Annotated in this window: 22 protein-coding genes; 1 reads left to right on the top strand and 21 read right to left on the bottom strand. The window is 49.2% G+C overall.

The features are described from left to right. Positions 1–14: 14 nt before the first annotated feature. From ACO0LH_RS25740 to surE, 20 genes are all read right to left on the bottom strand, one after another. Positions 15–1,328: an adenylosuccinate synthase gene (locus ACO0LH_RS25740; protein ID WP_422944003.1), complete on the bottom strand. Its 1,314-nt coding sequence runs from the start codon at positions 1,326–1,328 to the stop codon at positions 15–17. A 3-nt stretch (positions 1,329–1,331) separates the two neighbouring features. Continuing rightward, on the bottom strand, positions 1,332–2,483 hold the full coding sequence (locus tag ACO0LH_RS25745) for an ATP phosphoribosyltransferase regulatory subunit (RefSeq protein ID WP_422944004.1): 1,152 nt from the start codon (positions 2,481–2,483) through the stop codon (positions 1,332–1,334). 102 nt (positions 2,484–2,585) lie between these two features. After that, complete coding sequence (gene hflC / locus ACO0LH_RS25750; protein WP_422944005.1) at positions 2,586–3,488, bottom strand: protease modulator HflC; 903 nt, start codon at positions 3,486–3,488, stop codon at positions 2,586–2,588. Further along, positions 3,488–4,768 (bottom strand): FtsH protease activity modulator HflK, encoded by a 1,281-nt coding sequence (hflK, locus tag ACO0LH_RS25755; RefSeq protein ID WP_422944006.1) that lies wholly within the window; start codon positions 4,766–4,768, stop codon positions 3,488–3,490. The genes hflC and hflK overlap by 1 nt, the downstream gene beginning before the upstream one ends. A gap of 31 nt (positions 4,769–4,799) precedes the next feature. Further along, positions 4,800–5,927, bottom strand: coding sequence for a GTPase HflX (hflX, locus tag ACO0LH_RS25760; RefSeq protein ID WP_422944007.1), 1,128 nt, complete (start codon positions 5,925–5,927; stop codon positions 4,800–4,802). 35 nt (positions 5,928–5,962) lie between these two features. Next, entirely contained in the window at positions 5,963–6,199 is a 237-nt protein-coding gene (gene hfq / locus ACO0LH_RS25765; protein WP_186946602.1) for an RNA chaperone Hfq, read from the bottom strand. Between the two features lie 186 nt (positions 6,200–6,385). Continuing rightward, positions 6,386–7,729 (bottom strand): ribosome biogenesis GTPase Der, encoded by a 1,344-nt coding sequence (gene der / locus ACO0LH_RS25770; RefSeq protein ID WP_422944008.1) that lies wholly within the window; start codon positions 7,727–7,729, stop codon positions 6,386–6,388. Between the two features lie 6 nt (positions 7,730–7,735). Beyond that, the gene (bamB, locus tag ACO0LH_RS25775) at positions 7,736–8,896 is read right to left on the bottom strand and encodes an outer membrane protein assembly factor BamB (RefSeq protein ID WP_422944009.1); all 1,161 of its coding nucleotides are present in this window, start codon (positions 8,894–8,896) and stop codon (positions 7,736–7,738) included. A gap of 12 nt (positions 8,897–8,908) precedes the next feature. Then, positions 8,909–9,565 (bottom strand): YfgM family protein, encoded by a 657-nt coding sequence (locus ACO0LH_RS25780; protein WP_422944010.1) that lies wholly within the window; start codon positions 9,563–9,565, stop codon positions 8,909–8,911. Between the two features lie 30 nt (positions 9,566–9,595). After that, the gene (gene hisS, locus ACO0LH_RS25785) at positions 9,596–10,957 is read right to left on the bottom strand and encodes a histidine--tRNA ligase (protein ID WP_422944011.1); all 1,362 of its coding nucleotides are present in this window, start codon (positions 10,955–10,957) and stop codon (positions 9,596–9,598) included. Positions 10,958–11,008: 51 nt separating this feature from the next. Beyond that, on the bottom strand, positions 11,009–12,277 hold the full coding sequence (ispG, locus tag ACO0LH_RS25790) for a flavodoxin-dependent (E)-4-hydroxy-3-methylbut-2-enyl-diphosphate synthase (RefSeq protein WP_422944012.1): 1,269 nt from the start codon (positions 12,275–12,277) through the stop codon (positions 11,009–11,011). Between the two features lie 2 nt (positions 12,278–12,279). Then, positions 12,280–13,317, bottom strand: a complete 1,038-nt coding sequence (locus ACO0LH_RS25795; RefSeq protein WP_422944013.1) for a helix-turn-helix domain-containing protein — start codon at positions 13,315–13,317, stop codon at positions 12,280–12,282. Next, positions 13,310–14,119, bottom strand: coding sequence for a type IV pilus biogenesis/stability protein PilW (gene pilW, locus ACO0LH_RS25800; RefSeq protein ID WP_422944014.1), 810 nt, complete (start codon positions 14,117–14,119; stop codon positions 13,310–13,312). The genes ACO0LH_RS25795 and pilW overlap by 8 nt, the downstream gene beginning before the upstream one ends. After that, positions 14,116–15,276, bottom strand: coding sequence for a 23S rRNA (adenine(2503)-C(2))-methyltransferase RlmN (rlmN, locus tag ACO0LH_RS25805; RefSeq protein WP_422944089.1), 1,161 nt, complete (start codon positions 15,274–15,276; stop codon positions 14,116–14,118). The genes pilW and rlmN overlap by 4 nt, the downstream gene beginning before the upstream one ends. Positions 15,277–15,352: 76 nt before the next feature. Beyond that, entirely contained in the window at positions 15,353–15,778 is a 426-nt protein-coding gene (ndk, locus tag ACO0LH_RS25810) for a nucleoside-diphosphate kinase (RefSeq protein ID WP_422944015.1), read from the bottom strand. Between the two features lie 213 nt (positions 15,779–15,991). Further along, complete coding sequence (gene rlmD / locus ACO0LH_RS25815) at positions 15,992–17,326, bottom strand: 23S rRNA (uracil(1939)-C(5))-methyltransferase RlmD (protein WP_422944016.1); 1,335 nt, start codon at positions 17,324–17,326, stop codon at positions 15,992–15,994. Positions 17,327–17,433: 107 nt separating this feature from the next. Next, on the bottom strand, positions 17,434–18,495 hold the full coding sequence (gene rpoS / locus ACO0LH_RS25820; RefSeq protein ID WP_422944017.1) for an RNA polymerase sigma factor RpoS: 1,062 nt from the start codon (positions 18,493–18,495) through the stop codon (positions 17,434–17,436). Between the two features lie 103 nt (positions 18,496–18,598). Next, on the bottom strand, positions 18,599–19,549 hold the full coding sequence (locus ACO0LH_RS25825) for a peptidoglycan DD-metalloendopeptidase family protein (protein WP_422944018.1): 951 nt from the start codon (positions 19,547–19,549) through the stop codon (positions 18,599–18,601). A 54-nt stretch (positions 19,550–19,603) separates the two neighbouring features. After that, positions 19,604–20,485 (bottom strand): protein-L-isoaspartate(D-aspartate) O-methyltransferase, encoded by an 882-nt coding sequence (locus ACO0LH_RS25830; RefSeq protein WP_422944019.1) that lies wholly within the window; start codon positions 20,483–20,485, stop codon positions 19,604–19,606. After that, a complete protein-coding gene (surE, locus tag ACO0LH_RS25835) occupies positions 20,482–21,219 on the bottom strand; it encodes a 5'/3'-nucleotidase SurE (protein WP_422944020.1) in 738 nt (245 codons plus the stop codon). The genes ACO0LH_RS25830 and surE overlap by 4 nt, the downstream gene beginning before the upstream one ends. A 104-nt stretch (positions 21,220–21,323) precedes the next feature. Between surE and ACO0LH_RS25840 the strand changes: the two genes are divergently transcribed. Beyond that, the gene (locus tag ACO0LH_RS25840; RefSeq protein WP_422944021.1) at positions 21,324–22,304 is read left to right on the top strand and encodes an NADPH:quinone oxidoreductase family protein; all 981 of its coding nucleotides are present in this window, start codon (positions 21,324–21,326) and stop codon (positions 22,302–22,304) included. A 47-nt stretch (positions 22,305–22,351) separates the two neighbouring features. Here ACO0LH_RS25840 and ACO0LH_RS25845 read toward each other — a convergent pair whose 3' ends face one another. After that, positions 22,352–23,596, bottom strand: a complete 1,245-nt coding sequence (locus ACO0LH_RS25845) for an HD-GYP domain-containing protein (RefSeq protein ID WP_422944022.1) — start codon at positions 23,594–23,596, stop codon at positions 22,352–22,354. Positions 23,597–23,618 lie beyond the last annotated feature (22 nt).

A 23,618-nucleotide genomic window follows, 5' to 3' on the forward strand; every position in this document is an offset into this window, starting at 1 on the left:
TTTATTTTTCCTTCTTAGATAAACGGGTGCCTTAACACGATGGTTTCTTCGCGATCTGGTCCGGTAGAGACCATATCGACAGGAACACCAACCAGTTCCTGTATGCGCATGATGTAATTGCGGGCATTGACTGGCAGAGCATCCATGCTTTGCGCACCAACGGTGCTGTCAGACCAGCCTGGCATCTCTTCGTAGATAGCCTCACAACGTGCAGCTTCTTCCGCGCCAACCGGGAAGATGTCAACAACTTTACCATCCACTTTATAGCCGGTGCAAAGCTTCAAAGTTTCCAGGCCATCCAGCACATCTAGCTTGGTCAGACACATGCCTGAGACACCATTGATTTGCACAGAACGCTTGAGCAAAGCCGCATCAAACCAGCCGCAGCGGCGGGCACGACCTGTCACCGTACCAAATTCATGACCGACACTGGCAAGATGTTTGCCGACACCAGCATCAGTAGGTAATTCAGACGGAAATGGGCCAGAACCTACACGTGTTGTGTAAGCCTTGGTAATACCCAGAATGTAATGCAGCATGTTGGGGCCAACACCGGAACCTGCAGCAGCATTGCCAGCAACGCAATTGCTAGACGTAACAAATGGATATGTGCCGTGATCGACATCCAGCAAACTGCCTTGCGCGCCTTCGAACAACAGGCTGGCACCCGCTTTGTGTGCTGCATACAAGGCACTGGAAACGTCCGCCACCATAGGGCGGATGCGTGGCACATTGGCCATGGTGTCATCCAGTGTTTTCTGGAATTCTACCGCAGGAGCTTTTAAGTAATTGGTCAGCACAAAATTGTGATAATCCAGATTATCACGCAGCTTTTCAGCAAAACGCTCTTCATTGAGCAAATCTGCTACGCGAATTGCGCGACGTGCCACTTTATCTTCATAGGCAGGGCCTATACCTTTGCCTGTCGTACCGATTTTTGCGGCGCCACGAGCGATCTCGCGTGCGGCATCCAGAGCAGTGTGATAAGGCAAAATGACTGGACAGGCTTCAGATATTTTCAGGCGGGAAGCCACTTCAACACCATTGGCTTGCAGCTTGTCAATTTCTCTCAACAGGTCAGGCACGGACAACACCACGCCATTGCCAATGTAGCAGGCTGTACCGGCGCGCATAATTCCCGAAGGAATTAATTGCAGCGCAGTTTTTTGCCCGCCAATGACCAGCGTATGACCGGCATTATGCCCACCTTGAAAGCGGACAACGCCTTGTGCGTGATCGGTCAGCCAATCAACGATTTTCCCTTTGCCTTCATCGCCCCATTGGGTGCCGATTACGACTACGTTTTTTGCAATTTTAGTTTGTGTCATCACTCAACCTACATTTTGAAGAATCCATTTGCCACCATCGAATATGAGCGCCCTATTGCAATCAAATTCGTCTTGTTCGTTCTCATGTCCTGGCAGACTTTGTATAACAGTCTGACCCTCGTGACGCAAAGAAGCAATTTTTTCACGCAAAGCTGCATCATTGCCCCAAGGCGCACGAATGGCATCTTTTCTTTCAGCCAGGGGCAACAGGCGCGCCAACTCGCGCAGATCCAGTGAAAAACCGGTAGCGGGTCGTGAGCGCCCAAACGCCTCACCTACATGATCATAGCGCCCGCCGCTGGCCACAGCATTTGGCAGGCCAGGTACGAATACATTAAACATCACGCCACTGTGATAGTGGTAACCACGCAAATCAGCCAGATCAACTGTCACATGCGCAGTACCGGTCAGACGCACCAAATGCTCAAGTTCATCGAGTGCAGCGGCGATACCCTTGAAAGCAGGCAAAACTGTACGCGCTTTGGCAATGACCGTTATATCACCATACAAAGTGGGCAATGCCAGTAAAGCATTCCTGACTTCAGCAGAGAAATTCTCACTCAACTTATCAATACTAGGCAAATCTTTTGCTTGCAACAAGGCGTATAGACTGGCCTCTTGTGCCTTTGCCAATGGATCGGCCTCTAACAAGGCTTTCAGTACTCCTACATGGCACAAATCAAGCCTGACGTTATCCACATTTGCCAAAGCCAGGCAACCCAGGACCAGCTCCTGAATTTCCGCATCAGCCTCCAGGCCTGCATGGCCATAGATTTCAGCACCGATCTGCAAAGGTTCGCGTGTCGCATGCAGGCCAGAAGGCTTGGTGTGCAAGACGCTGCCAGCATAACAAAGGCGGGTAACCGAACGGCGATTCAATAAATGTGCATCAATGCGCGCCACCTGAGTAGTCATGTCCGCACGCAAGCCCATGGTGCGGCCAGAGATTTGATCGACCAGTTTAAAGGTACGCAAATCCGTGTCCTGACCCGCACCAGTCAATAATGATTCTATATATTCAAGCAGAGGCGGCATGACCAGTTCATAACCATACAGACGGAAATGATCCAGCAAAACGCGACGCAACTCTTCTATCTTGCGTGCTTCTGAAGGCAAGATATCAGCGATATTTTCGGGTAAAAGCCAATTTGGCATGAGGGACAATCAAAATAACAAAAAAAGTTTTGGCGCAGCCAATCCGACAAACAGCGAACTGCACAATACTGCGCAGTTCGCTGTTGTAAAAACCGAATTAGATTATTTGCCTTTTGCAGCTGGCGCACTACCGCCCAAGGCTGAAGGGTTCTTAAAATATTTGAAAAATTCGGAGTTGGGATCCACTACCAGGATATCGCTTTTGGCTTTGAAACTGGCACGATAGGCCTCAAGGCTGCGATAAAATTTGTAAAACTCAGGATTTTGGCCAAATGCCTGGGCATAAATCTGGGAAGCCTCAGCATCACCCGCGCCACGCACTTTTTCTGCCTCGCGGTAAGCTTCTGCACGGATTACCACTCGCTGCTTGTCAGCGTCAGCCCGAATTTTTTCTGAGTCTGCCGCCCCTGTAGAGCGCAATTCATTGGCTTCGCGGGTGCGTTCAGCTTTCATACGATCATAAACAGAGTTGTTGATCTGCTCAACATAATCCACCCGCTTCAGGCGTACATCGATAATTTCTACGCCAATCTGCTTGGTTTCTTCTGCGACTTTTTTCTTGATGGCATCCATGACATTGCCACGCTCACCAGAGATCACTTCGCGCACCGTGCGCTTGGTAATTTCATCATTAAGCGCAGCCTTGACGATTTGCGACATGCGGTCTTGCGCACGACGCTCTTCACCATTGAAACTCACATAATACAAACGTGGTTCTTTGATACGCCATTTGACATAGGAATCCACCAGAATATTTTTCTTCTCAGCGGTAATGAAACGATCCGCTTCAGGGGAATCGATGGTCAGGACTCGCTTATCCAGAAACAAAACATTCTGGAATGGCGGCGGCAATTTGAAATGCAGACCCGGTTCACTGATGACAGAACGAATTTCACCCAGAGCAAAAACAATCGCGTAGGAGCGCTGATCCACCACGAAAATTGTCGAATAGGCGACCAGTATCGCTGCACACAGTGCAATCACTGCAGAGACAAGCTTATTCATTATCGTACCTCCCTGTCACGTGAGTCACGACTATCTCTTGATCTTCCATCTTTGCTATAACGCATTTCTACTGTTGGGATTTGTTCACTGCCGGTTGTTACAGGCGCAGGCACTGGCGCAACAGCCTTGGCCGCGCCCGAATCTGATGGGGAAATCAGTTTATCCAGAGGCAAATAAATCATGTTATTGCCGGTTTTGGTATCCATCATCAGTTTGCTGGTATTGGCAAATATCTGCTGCATGGTTTCCAGATACATACGGTCACGGGTCACCGCTGGGGCTTTCTGGTATTCAGCCAGCACCTGTTTGAAACGGGCCGCATTACCTTCGGCATTAGCAACGATACTTGCCTGATAAGCTTCAGCCTCCTGCAGCATGCGTGATGCTTCACCACGCGCCTTTGGAATTACTTCGTTGGCGTAGGCCTGACCTTCATTCTTTTGACGCTCTTTGTCCTGCTTGGCTTTTTGCGCATCATCAAATGCTGTTTGCACCTGTTCTGGAGGCTGCACACCCTGCATTGTTACATTGGCAATTTGCACGCCCGCATTGTAGACATCAAGGATTTTTTGCATGCTGGCACTGACATCAAAAGCGACTTTTTCGCGCCCTTCATATAAGACGAAATCCATTTTGCTTTTGCCAACGATCTCACGCACTGCTGTTTCTGCGACCTGACGTATCATGTCTTCCTGATCGCGGTTGTTGTACAGCCAGTCAGGTGCACTGTTAAGTTTGTATTGCACTGCGAATTGAATATCAACAATATTTTCGTCATCAGTGAGCATCAAAGACTCACGTGCCTGCTTGTTTTTGACGTTGGAGCGATAACCCACTTCCACCGTACGTACTTGGGAAACATTGACGATTTCATGACCCTGGATAGGGTAAGGCCAACGCCAGTTAAAACCGGCAGTCGTCTGATGGCTGAATTTGCCGAAAGTGGTAATAACAGCAGTCTGACCTTCCTGAACGATGAAAAAGCCACTGGCAAGCCAGATAAGTACAAAAATAGCAACAATTAATGAGGCGCCAACTTTTGCGCCATTCGAGTCCGGCGTAAAACCACCATTACCGTCACCGCCATTGCCTTTCTGGCCAAACAGGCGACTCAGTTTTTGGATAAAATCTTTCCATAACTGGTCTAAATCAGGCGGGCCTTCAGGGGGCTTCTTCTTATCCTGATTATTATTTTGATTATTGTTTTGAGAACCACGCCCCCATTGAGGGTCGTTTAGCGACATCGCTAAACCGATTCTTTTGAGAAGTGAAACAAGCATTCTGTCGCTATCCAATGAATAGTGGGTTGGACTACTGAAGATTAAAGCGCGCGTCATCGGTGTCTGGCGTTGCCATTTGCGCAGATCCGGATATTTTTGCCATTGCGAATTCGGCGATCGATTCGCGTAATAAACCAATACCTGCCCCAGTTCGGGCACTCAAAAAAACCCGATGAATTTTATCACATTCATCCACTTCGACTGATGGTTCTATGCCAGCCAGATCGATCTTGTTCCAGACCAGCATCTGCGGTATATGGTCAGCGCCTATTTCTTTCAGCACATGATTAACCTGCTGTATCTGATCAAAACGCACCGGACTGCCTGCATCGACCACATGCAATAACAGGTCAGCATGAATGGTTTCTTCCAATGTTGCCCGAAAAGCAGCAACCAGTTGATGCGGCAGTTCGCGGATAAACCCTACCGTATCAGAAATAACCACATTGCCAGCTTCACCCAGATACAGGCGACGGGACGTTGTATCCAAAGTTGCAAACAACTGATCGGCTGCATAAGCCCCTGCTTTTGTCAGTGTATTAAACAACGTTGACTTGCCTGCATTGGTGTAACCCACCAGCGAGATGGACAATGTATTACTGCGTCCTCGTGAGCGCCGCTGGGTTTCACGCTGCTTATGCAGTTTATCCAGCTTGGCTTTAAGCATCTTGACACGCTCGCCCAACAAGCGGCGATCTGTTTCCAATTGCGTTTCACCAGGCCCACGCAGACCGATACCACCTTTTTGCCGTTCCAGATGCGTCCATCCACGTATCAACCGGGTTGCCAGATGCTGCAACTGGGCTAGCTCAACCTGGACCTTACCTTCATGACTTTGGGCGCGCTGGGCAAATATGTCCAGTATCAAGCTGGTGCGGTCAACTACCCTGACTTTTAAATGACGCTCAAGATTTCTTTGCTGGGCTGGGGAAAGCGCATGATTAAATATGACAATATCAAGCGTGGCGTCTGCAACTGCATCAGCAATCTCATCAGCTTTGCCAGTGCCAACAAAAAAAGCGGCATCTGGACTTGCTCTTTTACAAGTAATGGTTGTAACAGGCTCGGCCCCGGCAGACTGCGAGAGCAAAGAAAGTTCTTCCAAACTGGCGGCAAAGTCGTCTTTGCCAAAATCAACACCGACTAGAGCGGCGCGCATAGACGACTTTTTTTCAGTGATTCAGCGTTCAAAAATTACTCGGCTTCAGACTCGGTGTTAATGCTGACAGCACGCGCAGGAACGACAGTAGAGATCGCATGCTTATAAACCATTTGCGTCACGGTATTGCGCAACAAAACCACATACTGGTCAAATGATTCAATATGGCCTTGCAGTTTGATACCATTGACCAAATAAATTGATACAGGAATATGTTCTTTCCGCAATGCGTTCAGAAACGGGTCTTGTAATAGTTGCCCTTTATTGCTCATAACAGCTCCATTGTGTTGTTGTGATTAGGAGTTGGGGACTACTTAGCAAAATACAAGTAATCCCAGAAGTTGATTACAAAGTAATGTAATCTATTTTTAACTTTATTGCATATCTGCGGTTGATTTTTTACAGCGAACCTTACAAATCGACTTTCGTCACCTTGCACACCGCTGCACCACGTCACCTTACTTTGCAGATTTATCAAACGGATTCTTACCAGAACGCATTTCAATTCTCAACGGTGTTCCTGTGAGAGAGAAAGTTTCGCGGAAATGTTTTTCGAGATATCGCTTATAGACATCCCCCACTGCTTCCAGCGCATTACCATGGATGACGATGATAGGTGGATTTTGCCCGCCCTGATGCGCATAACGCAATTTGGGACGTATAGAGCCTTTACGCTTGGGTTGCTGATGCTCAACGGCTTCAATTAGCGCGCGCGTCAGTTTTGGTGTCGACAAATTCGCCATCGCCGCCGCGTAGGCTGAATCGATAGATTTCATCAGTGGCGCGATACCAGTCGACTTCAACGCAGAAATAAAATGGAAATTGGCAAACGTCAGGAAATTCAACTTGCGTTCGATGTCGAATTTAATTTCGTCACGCCTGTCACTTTGCAGGCCATCCCATTTATTGACGCCAACCACCAGTGCACGCCCTGATTCCAGGATAAAGCCGGCAATATGCGCATCTTGCTCAGAAATATCCTGCTGGGCATCCAGCAAGAGCAAGACAACATTGGCTTCCGACACAGATTGCAAAGTTTTTACAACAGAAAATTTTTCTATCGCCTCAAAGACCTTGCCACGGCGACGTATACCAGCCGTATCAATCAGGGAATAATGCTTGCCGTCACGCTCGAAGGGAATTTCGATCGAGTCACGGGTCGTACCTGGCATGTCAAATGCAATTACGCGGTCTTCACCCAACAGGGTATTCACCAAAGTGGATTTGCCAACGTTAGGGCGACCAACAATGGCGATCCTGATACCTTTGACGTTGGCTTCCGGTTCTTCAACCTCAGGTGGCCTTTGCGCAAACGCAATATCGACCATTTCTTCGACCAGATCGGTTACACCATCGCCATGGGCGGCAGAAATTACATACGGGTCACCGAGGCCAAGCTCATAAAAATCTGCTGTCACCGATGTATATTTCATACCTTCGGCTTTATTCACGACCAGCATGACGGAGCGGCCTGATTTACGCAGGAAATCTGTGATGGTCTTGTCATGCGGCGTCAGCCCCTGACGACCGTCGACGATAAAAACAACGACATCCGCCTCAGCGACTGCCTGTTTGGTCTGTTTTGCCATTTCATGCATGATGCCTTCTTTGGCAACAGGCTCAAAACCGCCTGTATCTATCACCAAAAATGGACGGTCGCCAACACGGCCTTCACCATAGTGACGATCACGCGTCAAACCTGGCAAATCTGCGACCAATGCATCACGAGAACGGGTAAGCCGATTGAACAGCGTGGATTTGCCGACGTTTGGTCGGCCTATAAGTGCGATAACCGGCTTCATTATTTATTACTCGATTGCAAGTGCAACCACTGACCCTGATTTTGTTTGAACGATCAGTTTAGCATCCACCACCAATGGTGCAGCTAAAATCTGACTGCCATCGGTCGCAACGCGTCCGATGAAAGAACCATCTTCCCTGGAAAGGAAGTGGACATAACCTGCTAAATCACCTACCGCTACTGCGCGGTCAAATGAAATTGGTGCTGATAAGCGACGATGGCTTAACTTGTCATTGCGCCAAGCGCTTGCACCACCACTACGTGCATAGGCATTCACTGCTCCTGTGACGTCAGCGGCAAAAACAAAGCGCTCATCCATGCTGACACCTACTTCGCTGGACAAATTCTTGCCCCAGCGGAATGCTCCAGTGGTAGCATCAAAACAAGCCACACGCCCCTGATAGGAACTGGCGCAAATGTCGCGACCCATCAATACTGGCGCACCAGAGACATCTGCCACGCGTTCAAGCTCAGTGGCTCCCTTGGGCTCACCAACAGTGGCTTCCCAGCGCAAACCACCGTTATTGAGCGCCAGAGATGCCATGCGGCCACCCGGCAAACCAACAATGACTTGCTGTTCAGCAATGATGATTCCAGGCGTGGCACGTAAAGTCAAAGGTGGCAAAGGACGCTCAACAGACCATTTGCGCTCGCCTGTCGTCAAATCATAGGCCGTCACTTTATTGTCAATACTGCGCACCACTACCAGCCCTTGCCCTACCGCTGGCGCAGACAATATCTCGTTTGGGCTCTGCGCTTTCCAGCGTAATTTGCCATTCAGATCGAATGCAAGTACCTGACCTTTTTCGCCAGCAACCGCAACGGTAGTCTCATTGGCGCCAACGCCCGCTGTTAAGCGCATGCCCGCATTAATACGCCATACAGCACGCCCCGATGCAACCTCAATACGAGTCAGCGTACCGTCAGCAGCAGCGGCATAAACATTTTGCGAGACTGCAACCGGTGTAAACACATAGTTGGCAGCCGTGCCCACTGCCACTGTCCAGCTAGATTTAACGGACATGGTCGATTTAAAGTCGAGCAATACCGCTGGCGCTGCCTTAGCATCAGGTTTTGAAGAAAACGGATTTAAAGACGAGAGTGTAGAACAACCTGTCAAGACCAGAAAAACAGATGAGGCAACCAGCAGCTTGGAGGAAAATTGCATGTATTACTCCCGTTATTTACTAACAACTTTTGTTTCGGCGGCACCACCAGTAACATCAAGCTTCATCTGCAAAGCCTGACGCCCCGGATTTTTTTCAGACATTTTGTCTAAAGCTGCTTTGTAGGAGGTGCGCGCATCATCCATTTTATTCTGGGCAACGTAGATATCACCCTTGGCATCAAGGACATCGGCTTCAAATTCAGACGGGAAAGTACCAGCCAATTGCTTCAGGCCTTCATCGTAAGCTTTCTCGTCAAGCGCAATACCGGCCAGGCGAATTTTTGCCAATGCCTTGTATTCGTCAACTTTTGCCGTATCTGCCACCCATTGCAATTGGGCTTTGGCTGACTTCAAGTCATTTGCATCAAAAGCGCTTTTTGCAGCAGCCAGTGCCGCCATAGGAGCATAGGCAGTTCTTGGAAACTTCTCTTTTAAATCGTCCGCAGCACGTTGCACTTTTACATTGTCTTTGGCGACTATGGATTTTTGCAACTCTTCATACAGCTGTGAGGCTTGCGCAGACTGATTGCCCTGATACGAATTCCAGTAAGTCCAACCGGAATAAGCGGCCAAGGCGATAATCACCAGCCATGTAACCAGATTGCCGTATTGTTTCCAGGTCGCTTTTAAGGTATCTAACTGCTCTTGTTCTTCTAAATCGTATGCCATGGCGTCTATGTATTATTTGGAATAATTGTATTAATGGTGAATATGGATATGGTTTGGATCGTCACAGCAGTGCTCATCATCACCAACACCAGCGATCTGATCAACCAGATAGTCAACCGCTGTATCAAATGGCACATTGACCTGGTTGTTTTCAGCATCTTCAGCGCGCATCGCCTTGATGCTGACCGTATTATTACCAGCTTCGTCATCACCGATAATGACGGCATAAGCAGCGCCGCTACCATCAGCTTTCTTCATCTGGGATTTAAAACTACCTGTGCCAGACGCAGTTGCGCAATGTAACACAACATCCAGCCCGGCATCACGCAATCGCTCGCCGAGTATCATGGATTGCATCTGACCGGCCGATCCCTGATGTACCAGATATACGTCGCACACGGCCGGCTGATGCAGGTCGCCATTGGCTTTCATCAGTTCCAGCAAACGTTCTATACCCATGGCAAAACCGCAGGCCGGCGTTGGCTTGCCACCAAAAATGCCGAACAGGGCATCATAGCGCCCACCAGCACAGACTGTGCCTTGCGCGCCAAGTTCATCCGTCACCCATTCAAACACAGTACGGTTATAGTAATCCATGCCGCGCACCAGTCTGGTATTGATACTGAACGGAATACTGTTGTCACGCAGAATTTTTTGTACGCCCTCAAAATGCGCCAGGGATTCTTCACCCAGGTAGTCAAGCAACTTGGGGGCTGCATTGACCATGTCTTGCATGGCGGGATTTTTTGTATCAAGAATGCGCAAGGGATTGGTGTGCAGGCGGCGTTGCGCTTCTGCATCCAGCAAATCCTGATGTTGCTCCAGATAAGTGATCAACGCAGCGCGGTGCAAACTTCTTTCGGCAGCATCACCAATGGAATTCAGTTCCAGGCGCACGTTTTGCAAGCCCAGATCATCCCATAAGCGCTGGCACATCATAATCAACTCAGCATCGATATCAGGACCGGTAAAGCCCAGTGCTTCGGCACCCACCTGATGAAACTGACGATAACGGCCACGCTGTGGCTTTTCATGGCGAAACATCGGGCCGCTGTACCACAGGCGACGTGGGCCATCATAAACCAGATTATGCTCAATCGCGGAACGTACCACACCAGCAGTACCCTCTGGGCGCAGGGTCAGCTTATCGCCATTCATTGCATCTTCAAAAGAATACATTTCTTTTTCAACGATATCGGTGACCGCTCCCAAACCACGCGCAAACAAGCTCGTGGGTTCGACGATGGGCGTGCGGACTTGCTGAAAGCCGTAACTTTTCAATACGGACTGCACCGTATTTTCAAACAACTCCCACAACGGAGAGTCATCTGGCAAAAGGTCATTCATCCCTTTCACGCCAGCAATTTTTTCTGCTTTTTTTATTTCGGACATGCTTGCAACCTAATTCAATTATTTTTGTATGCTGTTTTATGTGATCTTGCTTTATGCACTGCTTATCGGGGCATAATGACTTTTCACATAATCCAGCACGATAGACTGGAATTCTTCTGCAATGTGATCTCCACGCAGGGTCACCGCCTTGGCACCATCAATAAACACTGGCGCTGCTGGTGACTCGCCTGTACCTGGCAAGCTGATACCGATATTGGCATGCTTGGACTCACCCGGCCCATTGACGATGCAACCCATGACGGCCACATTCATGCTTTCAACACCTGGATATTGCTTCTTCCAGACGGGCATCTGCTCACGCAGAAAAGTCTGGATATCATCTGCCAGCTCTTGAAAAACCGTCGATGTTGTCCTGCCACAACCCGGACAGGCAATAACCATGGGCGTAAATTTACGCAAGCCCATGGTCTGCAAAATTTCTTGTCCAACGATGACTTCACGGCAGCGGTCACCACCTGGCTCTGGCGTGAGCGATATACGTATGGTGTCGCCTATGCCTTCCTGCATCAACACAGCCAATGCAGCAGTCGAGGCCACAATGCCCTTGCTACCCATACCAGCTTCGGTCAACCCAAGGTGCAAAGGATAATCGCAACGCACAGCCAGCTCGCGATAGACAGCGATCAAATCCTGTACACCGGATACCTTACAGGACAAGATGATCTTGTCGCCAGCAAGGCCAAGCTCTTCGGCTCTTTGCGCATTTTCAATTGCCGACGTAATCAACGCCTCATACATCACGGCCTGACCACTCCAGGGCACAGGTCGACCGGCATTTTCATCCATGATGCGGGCCAGCAAAGCCTGATCCAGACTACCCCAGTTCACACCTATGCGTACTGGCTTATCGTAACGACAAGCCATTTCTATCATTTGGGCAAACTGCGTATCGCGCTTGGCACCCTGCCCTACATTGCCTGGATTAATTCTATACTTCGATAACGCTTGCGCGCACTCTGGGAAATCATTTAGCAAAGTGTGGCCGTTATAATGAAAATCACCAACCAGTGGCACATCGATTTCCATCTTGTCGAGCTGTTCGCGAATAGCGGGTACTGCGGCCGCAGCCTCAGCATTATTGACAGTAATACGAACCATCTCCGACCCGGCACGTGCCAGCTCTTTGATTTGAATGGCAGTACCAATCACATCTGCCGTATCGGTATTTGTCATTGACTGAATAACGACAGGTGCACCGCCCCCAACCAGAATTTCCCGCGTACCGTAAACCACTTTGGCTGAACGGGATTTGCGCCTTGGTTTTGCACCAGAAAAAATTTCTGATAAAAAATCCGTCATCTTTACTTTACATTCAAGTTAACAACATTACTGTCTTTGGTCGGCGCAATACCCATCGTATTGCCACGCAACCAGCCGTCTACACCAGCCGCATTACCGATTCTGATCTGCAGGGCATCCTTCAAATCAAAAAATTCCTCCGTACCAGCTTTGGCAAGATGAGAAGTCAGCACCGTACCATTTTCACGCTTTACCTGTATCCACGAATCCTGCCGGAATTTCAGCTTTAGCTGATTATTACCATTGGCAACAACTGCTTGCGGTGCTGTCACAGTCGGCACAGCCGGTGCCGACACCGGCGCAGGATCAATCACCGTTGCAATGCGGGTAGGCGCAGCCACCGCAGCGGATGCAGCATGCTCATCCTGAGCCAACTTTGCATTGGATGCAGGAGATTCCTGCGGTTCTACTTTCTGGGTTACAACTGGCGCCACCACTGTAGACAGCGGTACTTCAGCAGGTGTTTCACTGCCTGCCCTGGCTGGCGTCTGCTCAGTACTCGCCACCTGGTCTTCAGCAACTTTTTTAAGTGAAGATGAAGGCATCAGGTTTTTAAAATAATCGATTTTCTCCAGCTTTTGCACACCAACAAAGATAAGCGCGAAGGCTGCCAGCAAGGCGGCACCAATCAAATATTTGCGATTATTATTGTCTTGCCTGCCCAAAAACGGCGTACGCGACTCCATAAAAGGCGTTGCCAAAGTTGGGCGCAGATCCGTACTCTGACCAGGCACACCAGCTTCAGCCGGCAGACAGGCAATCACTGGTGCGGGGTCGAGCTTGAGCAGTTTTGCATACGACCGCACAAAGCCGCGCACGATGACCATAGCTGGCAAATCATCAAATTGATTCGCTTCCAGTGCAGCAATCTGCCGCTGCGACAATTTAAGCTGATCTGCAACTTGCTGCAAACTCAGCCCAGCCTGCACCCGAGCAAAAGATAATTGCGAACCTGCAGTTTGAACAACTGACAATGTAGCTTTATTTTCCGGCTCATCTGGTGATGTCGCGGCAGATAAATTACTTCCCGTTTCACTCATTAAATACCCCGCGCTGGAACTGAGCAAACTCCTTAGAGTTAGGATGACGGCGACGCAATTGCGTGGACAATCCACTCACAGCGGCCTCATCACCCAATTTCTTTTCGATTTTGATTGCCAGCCACAAAACATCCGCAGCCAATACATCAAACTTCAACACACGATTAATGTAAAAGCGCGCTTGCGTATATTCGCCGCGATCATAAAGAATTTTTGCCAGATTAGCATTAATCGCCGGATTGGCCGGATCTTCGCGCAAGCCCTGCAAGAAATAACGCTCTGCGTTCACCACATCTTTTAAGCGCAAACTGCACAAGCCCGCATTATTCAAGGCCTTGCCTGGCGTTGTGTAAGCCGGGTCCTTGATAATCTTATCCAGATAAGCCAGACCCTGTTTTTCACGGCCATTCAGGCATAAGAACCAGCCATAATTATTTTCGATATCAGGATTTCCCGGCGAAAGCTTCAAGGCATGCAAAAAATTATCTTCTGCCAGCTGCTTTTCGCCCATATCCATGTAAATCAGGCCACGCACGCTATAGGCATCAATCAGATCAGGCGAAATCAATAAGGCCTGACGCAACTCTTCCAATGCAACCTTTTGCTGGCCCTGCTGATAATAATCAATCGCCAGCTGCATACGAATGGATGCACGCTTGCGCGCCTCCGTTTTTTCACTGGAAACATTGGCCTCGGGCTGCTCCCCATCGAGACGCTTGGTTGTGGCACAAGCTGACAGACCCAATGCCAGAACCAACAGCATCCCTGTCAAAAGACGATGACGCATTTGAAGAATTTTCACTGATTGATCTCCACGATCTTGCCAAAATTTTCACCAAACTTCTTCTGATATTCAGCCATCTTCTGCATGCGTTCCTGCACGCGCGTTCTATCCTGCACTTCTCCAGCCAACTGACCACATGCCGCATCAATATCGTCACCACGTGTTTTACGTGTGGTAGTGACGATGCCGCCGTCGAGCAAAATCTGGGCAAAAGCCTTGATGCGCGGATTTGCAGAACGCTTTAAACCCGATTCAGGAAACGGATTAAATGGAATGAGATTAAATTTACAGGGCACATCACGCACCAGATGCAATAACTCACGCGCATGCTCATCCGTATCATTGACACCATCGAGCATGCAATATTCAAACGTGATGAAATCACGTGGTGCAAATTCAAGATAACGCTTGCACGCCGCCTTCAATTCTTCCAAAGGGTGTTTTTTGTTCAGTGGTATCAGACTATCACGCAAAACATCATTGGAAGCATGCAGTGATACCGCCAGCGCCACCGGACATTCCTGTGCCAGCTTGTCTATCATGGGCACGACACCACTGGTCGAGACGGTAACGCGACGACGCGACAAACCATAGGCATTATCATCAAGCATCAGGCGCAAGGCTGTCACCGTCGGCTCAAAATTAAGCAGAGGCTCGCCCATACCCATCATGACCACATTGGTAATTTGACGCTCACCTTTTGGACCGGGCAACACACCCTTGGTCTTGCGCAATTCAAATTCAGCCATCCAGAGTTGGCCGATAATCTCGCCAACACTTAAATTCCGGTTAAAACCCTGTTTACCAGTAGAACAAAAACGGCAATTCACAGCACAGCCAGCCTGCGTGGAAATACACAGGGTGCCACGATTTTCTTCTGGTATAAAAACTGTTTCTACTGCATTGCCCTGCCCGACATCAACCAGCCATTTTCGCGTGCCATCGGTAGAAGTATGGTCACTGATAACAGCGGGAGCGGCAATCATGGCACGAGTAGAGAGCTTCTCCCGCAAGGATTTTGCGAGATCCGTCATTTCATCAAACGTACTGGCACCAAACTGGTGTATCCAGCGTTGCAATTGCTTGGCGCGGAACGGCTTCTCACCCAACTCGCCGCAATAAGCTACGAGTTGCGCTGGATCCAGATCCAATAAATTTACGAGCGCCGTCATGATTTTCTCTTTCACACTCCACGCAATATCAGATTGCATGGAGTGATTATTTAAAACATTAGTTCAAAGCAAGTTTGAATTAACGGGAATACACATTCAATGCGGGGAAGTAGTAAGCAATTTCCACAGCAGCTGTTTCAGCAGCGTCAGAGCCATGTACAGCATTGGCATCGATAGAATCAGCGAAATCAGCACGGATCGTGCCTTTGTCTGCTTTCTTTGGATCTGTTGCGCCCATCAGGTCACGATTTTTCAAAATCGCGCCTTCGCCTTCCAGAACCTGAATCATTACAGGACCGGAAATCATGAAATCAACCAGGTCCTTGAAGAACGGACGTGCGCTGTGAACAGCATAAAAACCTTCTGCTTCAGCACGGGACAATTGTGTCATGCGAGCAGCGATTACTTTCAAGCCAGCGCCTTCAAAGCGGCTGTAAATCTGACCGATAACGTTTTTTGCAACGGCATCAGGCTTAATAATAGACAATGTACGTTCAATAGCCATCTAAAAACTCCAATAAAAAGAAAGGGTTAAGAAAAAATTCGAGAATTCATCTAACCTTAGATTTTACCATGAAACCATAATCTCAGATATATCTTTCAAGAAATACAATTGATCAAATAGTATTTCGACAGTCACTTGAGACATCGGTTTCTCATAGGCAAATCAGGCAGATTCCAGTTTTTTGAGCGACGAGCGAGTCGCCTTAAAACCGAATCAGATCAAATCGAAAACTGCCATGGATTCAACATGCGAGGTGTGCGGGAACATATTGATGACACCGGCACTACTCAAGCGGTAACCCGCCTCATTCACCAGCATGCCGGCATCGCGCGCCAACGTGGAAGGACTGCAAGACACATAGACCAGTCGCTTCGGCTTCAGTTCAGGTGCAATTGCCCCCAGATCGATCAATGCCTGACAAACAGCCATTGCACCATCACGCGGAGGATCAATCAGAAAACGATCAAATTTACCCAGTTTCACGAAATCATCCGCAGTGACTTCGAACAAGTTCCTGGTGCTGAACGAGGTTTTCGCTGCCAGGCCATTATGTTGCGCATTTTCCAGCGCACGCTCGGTCAGCGCGTCGCTACCCTCTATACCAACAACCTCCCTGGCCAGGGTGGCGATGGGCAAGGTGAAATTTCCCAATCCGCAAAACAAGTCGGCGATGCGCTCATTTTTCTGCACATCCAGCAAACGCAGGGCGCGCGCCACCAGCACACGGTTGATATGATGGTTGACCTGAGTGAAATCGGTGGGCTTGAATGGCATTTTCACACCAAACTCTGGCAATAAATAATGTAGCTGACTGGTCGCAGGATAATAAGGCTCAGCAGTTTCCGGCCCTTTGGTTTGCAACCACCACTGCACCTGGTATTGATCAGCAAAGGCCTTGAGCTTGATTTCATCTGCTGGCGTTAGCGGAGCCATAATCCGCAATACCATGGCAGTGACGCCCTCACCTATTGCCAACTCGATTTGCGGCAAAGCTTCAACAATGGACAAAGAGGCAACCAAACCACGCAGAGGCATCAGCATTGCAGACACATGCGCAGGCAAAATTTCACAGGTTTCCATATTCGCAACGTAACGCGATTTTTTCTCATGAAAACCAACTAATACCGTGCCTTTTTTGATCACATGACGTACCGATAAACGCGCACGGTAACGGTAACCCCAGGTCGGCCCTATGATGGGGCGCAACATAATGTCAGCCTTTACTTTGCTTATGTGCCAGAGATTATCCTCCAGCACACGCTGCTTCATGGCCACCTGTGCACTGGCATCCAGATGCTGCATGGAACAGCCACCACAAGTTCCAAAAAATTCACATTTAGGCTCCACCCTTTGCGAGGACTCCCGGATGATACGCATCATGGTTGCCGCTTCCCAACTGGCTTTTTTCTTGTAAGTGCTGTATTCCACCAACTCGCCCGGCAGCGCGCCATCAACAAAGACTACCTTACCTGTGGAACCATCTTCATTTTGCAAATTACCGACGCCACGTGCGTCCATATCTAAAGAGCGGATTTCTATTGTATTCATGGAAATTGGTGGCGCAACACGTCACGCCAGCGGGAAGTGAGATTTAAAACACGGAATTATAAGAGATGCGCGGAGACGCACCTCAAGAAATATGTGAAATGACTTACTTAAAGTACAGAATCACGCCCCACACCACGCGAAGCAAAGGACCGTTTAAGTTTAATCAACGCCTCTTGCTGAATCTGACGCACACGTTCGCGCGTAATACCCATTTCATCAGCCAGCGTTTCCAGCGTTGCCGGATCATCATTATCGAGACCAAAGCGCCTGACAATGACGATACGTTGCTTATCAGGTAACTTTGACAGCCAATCCCTCACCAGAATAGTCATTTCATGCTGTTCGGCACGAATATCCGGCGCATCATCACTATCACCTGGCAGCATATCCATCAAACTGGATTGCGGATCATTATCCAGCGGCGTATCGAGAGACGTGGCATGCTCAGACAGGGTCAGGATATCCTGCACCTCGTCGACTGGCCGATCAACCAGCAAGGCAATATCTTCCAGGGCAGCATCGCGACCATCACGCCTCTGCGACTCAAGATGATACTTGGCCCGTAGAATCTGATTGAGCTCCCGCACCATATGCACAGGCAAACGTATTGTTCGCGCCTGATTCATAATGGCGCGCTCTATGCTTTGACGTATCCACCAGGTTGCATAGGTAGAAAAACGGAATCCGCGTTCAGGCTCGAACTTGTCGATGGCATGCATCAAGCCCAGGTTGCCCTCTTCTATCATGTCCAGCAGAGCCACGCCGCGATTAATATAATGCTTGGCAATTGAGACAACCAGGCGCAGATTGTGCTCTATCATTTTCTGCCTGGCTTCAAAATTCCCCTGCTTGGCCAGGGTTGCATAATGCAACTCTTCAGACGATGCAAACAAAGGGCGAGTGCCGATTTGGTTCAAATAATACTGGGTCGTGTCGGTCGATAATTCAGCCGCCAGCACGGTTTTTAATTCATCAATCGGGGCAACAATCAACGCTGCCGGATCGTCCCCCTGCTCGTCTTGCCCCTCTTGCGCAATCTCACCAACATCGTCCATCATATCTGCGACATCACTTGAAGAACCTGCATCGGCATCCGCAGACTCAACAGGCGCATCTGACTCTTCACTTGCAGTACTTCCCAACTTATAAGTGTTTGAATTGTTGTGCATGATCTGTGCTGGTCCGTGTATCCGGTAAGCTCATTGCGCCTGAGCAGTTTTCTATATAGGGAAGCCCTGGCTTTGTGTGCCAGCTAGCTTCGTTTGCACTTCCTTAACGTCCTGGTAAATATTTTGCTGGATCAACGGGCTTACCCTGCAAGCGTATTTCAAAATGCAGCTTCACGGCATCACTGTCAGAATTTCCCATTTCAGCAATTTTTTGCCCTTTGGTGATGGATTGGCCTTCTTTCACCGAAATGGTCTTATTGTGAGCGTACGCTGACAGCAAATTGCTATTGTGTTTAATAATCACCAGATTACCATATCCACGGATGCCGCTACCTGCATACATGACCTTGCCTGCGCCAGCCGCAAGAATATCCTGCCCCATCTTACCAGCGATATCCAGGCCTTTGTTTTTGGCATCATCAAAAGTAGCCAGAACCTTACCCTCCACTGGCCACATCCATTCCACTGGCTCGGATTCGGACGTAGTTTGCTCCGCAATTTTTACTGGAGGAGTTGTCTCTTTTACAGCCGCAGCGACGGCTGGCGCGCTAACAGCCGCGCTTGTCACGCCATTCGCATCTGTTTTCTGCAGTTCAGCCAGATTCGCTTCCGAGTAAGGCTTCTTGTCTGCACGCGGACCGTTTTTGTTAGTCGCCGGATTAATCAAAGGCCGCACTTCTACCGCATTTGAAGCGATGCCAGATGCTTGCGTTCCATTGGCTGAACCATCTGGCGGGGCCACGCGCAGAACCTGATCAACCTTGATATCGTTAGGATTTTTAAGGCCGTTCCAGGTAACGATGTCACTGTAACTTTGTCCATGATCCAGGGCGATTCTATATAAGGTATCTCCTTTTTTAACGACGTAGGTGCCACGTGTATCGGGCGCCTTGACAATTGGCTTGGGTGGCGTCACTACCGTTTCAACGGGCGTTTGCTCTACGCCCCGCTCCACGACAGGTGCACGGTTTGGCAAAGTCGTTGTACAGGCAGACAACCCTGCCAACACAGTCGCTGTAACAATTATTTGTAAGAATTGCTGTATTTTCTTCATTTCACTTTTTGATCAGTTAAATTCATCGCTATTTAAAAACAAATAGAAGCGAATCTACATTACGCCAGAATGCAAAGGCACAAAATGACATTGCTCCATGATTGAACTTTTCCACTCGTAGTTGGAAACACGCTCTATCAATTGCAATACCTGGTTTCTACCTCCAACAGGTGCGACCAGACGGCCACCGACGCGCAACTGCTGAAGTAAGGCTTGCGGCACTTCCATACCCGCGGCAGCCAGTATAACACCGTCAAACGGCGCTTCTTTCGGCAATCCGATCATGCCGTCACCATAATGCAGACGTATATTCGCAATTCGCATGGGGCGCAAATTATTTTTTGCCAACTCATGCAAGGCTTTGATGCGCTCTATGGAATAGACTTCTTTTGCTACAACTGACAATACTGCGGCCTGATACCCACAACCAGTACCAATTTCAAGCACACGTCCAAGTTCTTTGCCATTACGCATGATCTCTACCATACGGGCAACGATATACGGCTGGGAAATTGTCTGGTGATAGCCTATCGGCAGTGATGCATCAACATAAGCCTGACTGGCCATACCAGACTCAAGAAACAGGTGACGAGGCACGGCCTGCAAGGCAGCCAGTACCGTAGCGTCTTTAACGCCCTGCTGCGCTACCCGGGCAACCATGGCACGCCTTACCCCCTCAGAGACAAGCGGGCCAGAAAGCAAGGATGGCGACAAGGCGGCGGACAGGTTTGTCTGGTTCAGTGATTTGATTTCAACCTGCTGCACTGGCTGATGAGGCGGCCTTCCACTCGAATGATGCGCCGCATTTCTCATTGCTGTCTGTGGCATGGCGGTGCGGGTGGCAACTGTGCGGCTGCCGGCTCTTTCGCCATTGTTATCTTTTTGACTGACCACAGAAGACAAGGTCAAAGGAAATCGCTTGTCTTTTGTAGTCATGCGAAATCCAGTTTAAGGGTTTCTAATTGCTGTGTATTTGTCACATCAATCTGCAAGGGGGTAACGGAAACAAAATGCTTCATTGTGGTGTCGAAATCAGTCCCGGCGCTGGCGTCTTTTGCCGCGCCGGGCGGCCCTATCCAGTAAATGTCCCTGCCGTGCGGATCAAGCATATGAATGACAGGCTCAGACGTATGTCGCTTGCCAAGCCGCGACTTGCGTATACCTTTGATATTAGCGTAGGGAATATTCGGTATATTCACATTCAACAAAAATGGCGATGGCAATTCAGGGAAACCACGTTGCACGATATCGCTGGCGACACGCGCAGCGGCATCCAGATGCGCCCAGCCTTTTTCAATTTGCGAAAAAGCAATTGCAGGAATGCCAAACAGGTAAGCCTCCGTTGCAGCGGCAACAGTGCCTGAATACAAAGTGTCATCCCCCATATTCTGCCCCTGATTAATACCGGAGACAATTAAATCCGGCCTGTCTTGCATGATCGCCGTCAAAGCGATATGCACACAATCGGAAGGAGTACCATTCACAAAGTAAAAACCGTTGGCAGCACGCTGCACTGTCAGTGGCCTGTCCAGGGTCAAAGCGTTCGATGCACCTGAGCGATTGCTGTCAGGAGCTACTATGGTCACCTCAGCAAAATGAGACATGGCCTCTGCAAGCGCCACAATGCCTGGAGCCAGATAACCATCGTCATTACTGATCAAAATTTTCATACTTACATTCTACCTGATGCTGAAATATAAATTTCTACCGGGAACAGATTTTTACGGCATAATCACAAAATCAAACGGTCGTACTATTTCACGGAGACATCAAAATGAAAGCTGTTGTTTGCAAGGATTGGGGCTTACCAGATACTTTAGTGATTGAAGATTTAGCTGACTTGATCCCCGCTGCGGGACAGGTTGCCATTGACGTAAAAGCAGCAGGCGTCAACTTTCCGGACGTATTGATTATTCAAAATAAATATCAGTTCAAACCGGAATTGCCATTCACGCCAGGTAGCGAATTATCTGGCATAGTCAGGGCCGTTGGTGAAGGTGTCAGCAATGTGAAAGTCGGCGACAAGGTTATTGCGTTTATCGGCAATGGTGCATTTGCGCAACAGGCTGTGGCTCCTGCCAATGCCGTCATGCCCATGCCGCCTGGCATGGATTTCGATATCGCTGCCGCAATCACGCTTACCTACGGCACATCGCACCATGCAGTAGTTGACCGCGCGCAGTTAAAAGCTGGCGAAACCATGCTTGTACTTGGTGCCGCAGGTGGTGTGGGCCTGGCAGCCATAGAAATCGGCAAGGCACTTGGCGCGCGCGTCATCGCAGCCGCCTCTACCGATGAAAAACTTGAAATCTGCAAGCAGCATGGTGCAGATGCGACCATCAACTACAGCAACGAAGATTTACGCGAGGCCATCAAGGCTACTACTGGTGGCAAAGGGCCCGATGTCATCTACGATCCGGTCGGCGGCATTTATGCAGAACCAGCTTTCCGCTCTATTGCATGGCGTGGCCGTTATCTGGTGGTCGGATTTGCCAATGGCGAAATCCCCAAACTGCCACTGAATCTGACCTTGCTCAAAGGTGCTTCATTGGTGGGGGTATTTTGGGGAGAATTTGCCAAACGTGAACCCAAGGCCAATCTGGCAGCAATGCGTGAACTGATGGGCTGGCTACATGAAGGCAAGATCAAGCCGCACATTTCTGGCCGCTATGCTTTACACGATACATCCGCGGCCCTGAACGATCTGGCAGCACGCAAAGTGACGGGAAAAGTGGTCATTCAACCAGAGAAGTAAGATTTTCAAAAACTGGTTTCATCATTGGTGAAACCAGTTTGCCCGCCCTAGCGATTCACCGCTGCATCACCGAGCCAGTAACGGTCAATGTCTTTCAAGCCCCACTTGGCGGCGTCTTCGCGTGTCGTAATTTTGTCATTCATACCGGGCCGGGATAAATCCAACAATTCCGGATTGATATAACTCATCGATTTCGCGGAAAAGAATGCACGGACTTTTGGCAACAGCAGGGATTTCCCAATCTGCTGCTCCACCACAACGGCTAGCTTGCCAGATTCAAGACGAACCAGCGTCCCGACGGGGAAGATGCCAATACTCTTCACAAACGCCTGGAAAATCTTTTCGTCGAAATGCCCCTTGCTCCACTCTGCCATTTTGCGCAAGGATTCGGCCGGGCACCAGCCCTGTTTATAGGGTCGATTGGATGTAATCGCATCATAAACATCACATACCGCCCCCATGCGGGCAAACAGGCTGATTTCTTCAGCTTTCAGACGATTGGGGTAGCCCGAGCCATCCATTTTTTCATGATGGTGCAGACATACATCGAGTGCAGCAGCGCTGACGCCGCTCGCCTCCTTCAGCATTTTATAACCGGCAGCGGGATGCTCTTTCACTGAAACGAACTCTGCATCGGTCAGTTTGCCGGGTTTATTGAGGATATCCGCTGAGACCATCATTTTACCAATATCGTGCAGCAATCCGGCCTGCCCGGCTTCGCGTGTTTCTGCTTCGCTCAAGCCCAACTGTTTGGCTAGTGCGACCATCAGAGCGCACACTGCAACCGAATGCATGTAAGTATAGTCATCCTTGGTTTTCAAACGCGCCAGACCAATCAGGGCACCAGGGTTTCGCATGACGGAATCAGCTATTTCCTCGACCAATGCTTGTGCATTATCGACATCCAGCGCCTTGCCCATGCGTGCTTCATTGAACATCGAGGACACAGCTTGCTTGGACTTATTGACAATTAAAGAGGCACGCCCCAACTCTTCATCCATGGAAATGGAAACTATTTGCTTCGGTGCGGGAGGAGGAGGAACAGCGGCAACTGGTTGTGGTTCATCAGGCTTCTGTGGAGCTGGTTTGCTGGGCTTCTCCACCAATACATCCAGTCCCTTTGTGGTATCGATCCAGGCCTGGCGAATCCTGGTCGATTGAATTTTTCTTAATTCATCTATGTCTGTAACGGTAAAAGACTTTTGCCAGAACGGCGAATCTATCCATGAACTACATAGCTCCTGAACATACATGCCAACTCTCAGCTGCGTAATTTCAATTTTTTTTAGCATACACCGAAGGGTTATCATTCGA

Source organism: Undibacterium sp. TJN19 (assembly GCF_049339485.1).
Taxonomy (GTDB): Bacteria; Pseudomonadota; Gammaproteobacteria; order Burkholderiales; family Burkholderiaceae_D; genus Undibacterium.

Coding starts and splice junctions, on each gene's coding strand:
- ACO0LH_RS25825 (WP_422944018.1), bottom strand. CDS start 19,549: ATGAAGAAAATACAGCAATTCTTACAAATAATTGTTACAGCGACTGTG.
- bamB (WP_422944009.1), bottom strand. CDS start 8,896: ATGCAATTTTCCTCCAAGCTGCTGGTTGCCTCATCTGTTTTTCTGGTC.
- der (WP_422944008.1), bottom strand. CDS start 7,729: ATGAAGCCGGTTATCGCACTTATAGGCCGACCAAACGTCGGCAAATCC.
- hisS (WP_422944011.1), bottom strand. CDS start 10,957: ATGTCCGAAATAAAAAAAGCAGAAAAAATTGCTGGCGTGAAAGGGATG.
- ACO0LH_RS25745 (WP_422944004.1), bottom strand. CDS start 2,483: ATGCCAAATTGGCTTTTACCCGAAAATATCGCTGATATCTTGCCTTCA.
- ACO0LH_RS25845 (WP_422944022.1), bottom strand. CDS start 23,596: ATGCTAAAAAAAATTGAAATTACGCAGCTGAGAGTTGGCATGTATGTT.
- hflC (WP_422944005.1), bottom strand. CDS start 3,488: ATGAATAAGCTTGTCTCTGCAGTGATTGCACTGTGTGCAGCGATACTG.
- ACO0LH_RS25840 (WP_422944021.1), top strand. CDS start 21,324: ATGAAAGCTGTTGTTTGCAAGGATTGGGGCTTACCAGATACTTTAGTG.
- hflX (WP_422944007.1), bottom strand. CDS start 5,927: ATGCGCGCCGCTCTAGTCGGTGTTGATTTTGGCAAAGACGACTTTGCC.
- ndk (WP_422944015.1), bottom strand. CDS start 15,778: ATGGCTATTGAACGTACATTGTCTATTATTAAGCCTGATGCCGTTGCA.
- ispG (WP_422944012.1), bottom strand. CDS start 12,277: ATGACGGATTTTTTATCAGAAATTTTTTCTGGTGCAAAACCAAGGCGC.
- ACO0LH_RS25830 (WP_422944019.1), bottom strand. CDS start 20,485: ATGACTACAAAAGACAAGCGATTTCCTTTGACCTTGTCTTCTGTGGTC.
- rlmD (WP_422944016.1), bottom strand. CDS start 17,326: ATGAATACAATAGAAATCCGCTCTTTAGATATGGACGCACGTGGCGTC.
- ACO0LH_RS25795 (WP_422944013.1), bottom strand. CDS start 13,317: ATGAGTGAAACGGGAAGTAATTTATCTGCCGCGACATCACCAGATGAG.
- ACO0LH_RS25740 (WP_422944003.1), bottom strand. CDS start 1,328: ATGACACAAACTAAAATTGCAAAAAACGTAGTCGTAATCGGCACCCAA.
- rpoS (WP_422944017.1), bottom strand. CDS start 18,495: ATGCACAACAATTCAAACACTTATAAGTTGGGAAGTACTGCAAGTGAA.
- hflK (WP_422944006.1), bottom strand. CDS start 4,768: ATGCTTGTTTCACTTCTCAAAAGAATCGGTTTAGCGATGTCGCTAAAC.
- ACO0LH_RS25780 (WP_422944010.1), bottom strand. CDS start 9,565: ATGGCATACGATTTAGAAGAACAAGAGCAGTTAGATACCTTAAAAGCG.
- hfq (WP_186946602.1), bottom strand. CDS start 6,199: ATGAGCAATAAAGGGCAACTATTACAAGACCCGTTTCTGAACGCATTG.
- surE (WP_422944020.1), bottom strand. CDS start 21,219: ATGAAAATTTTGATCAGTAATGACGATGGTTATCTGGCTCCAGGCATT.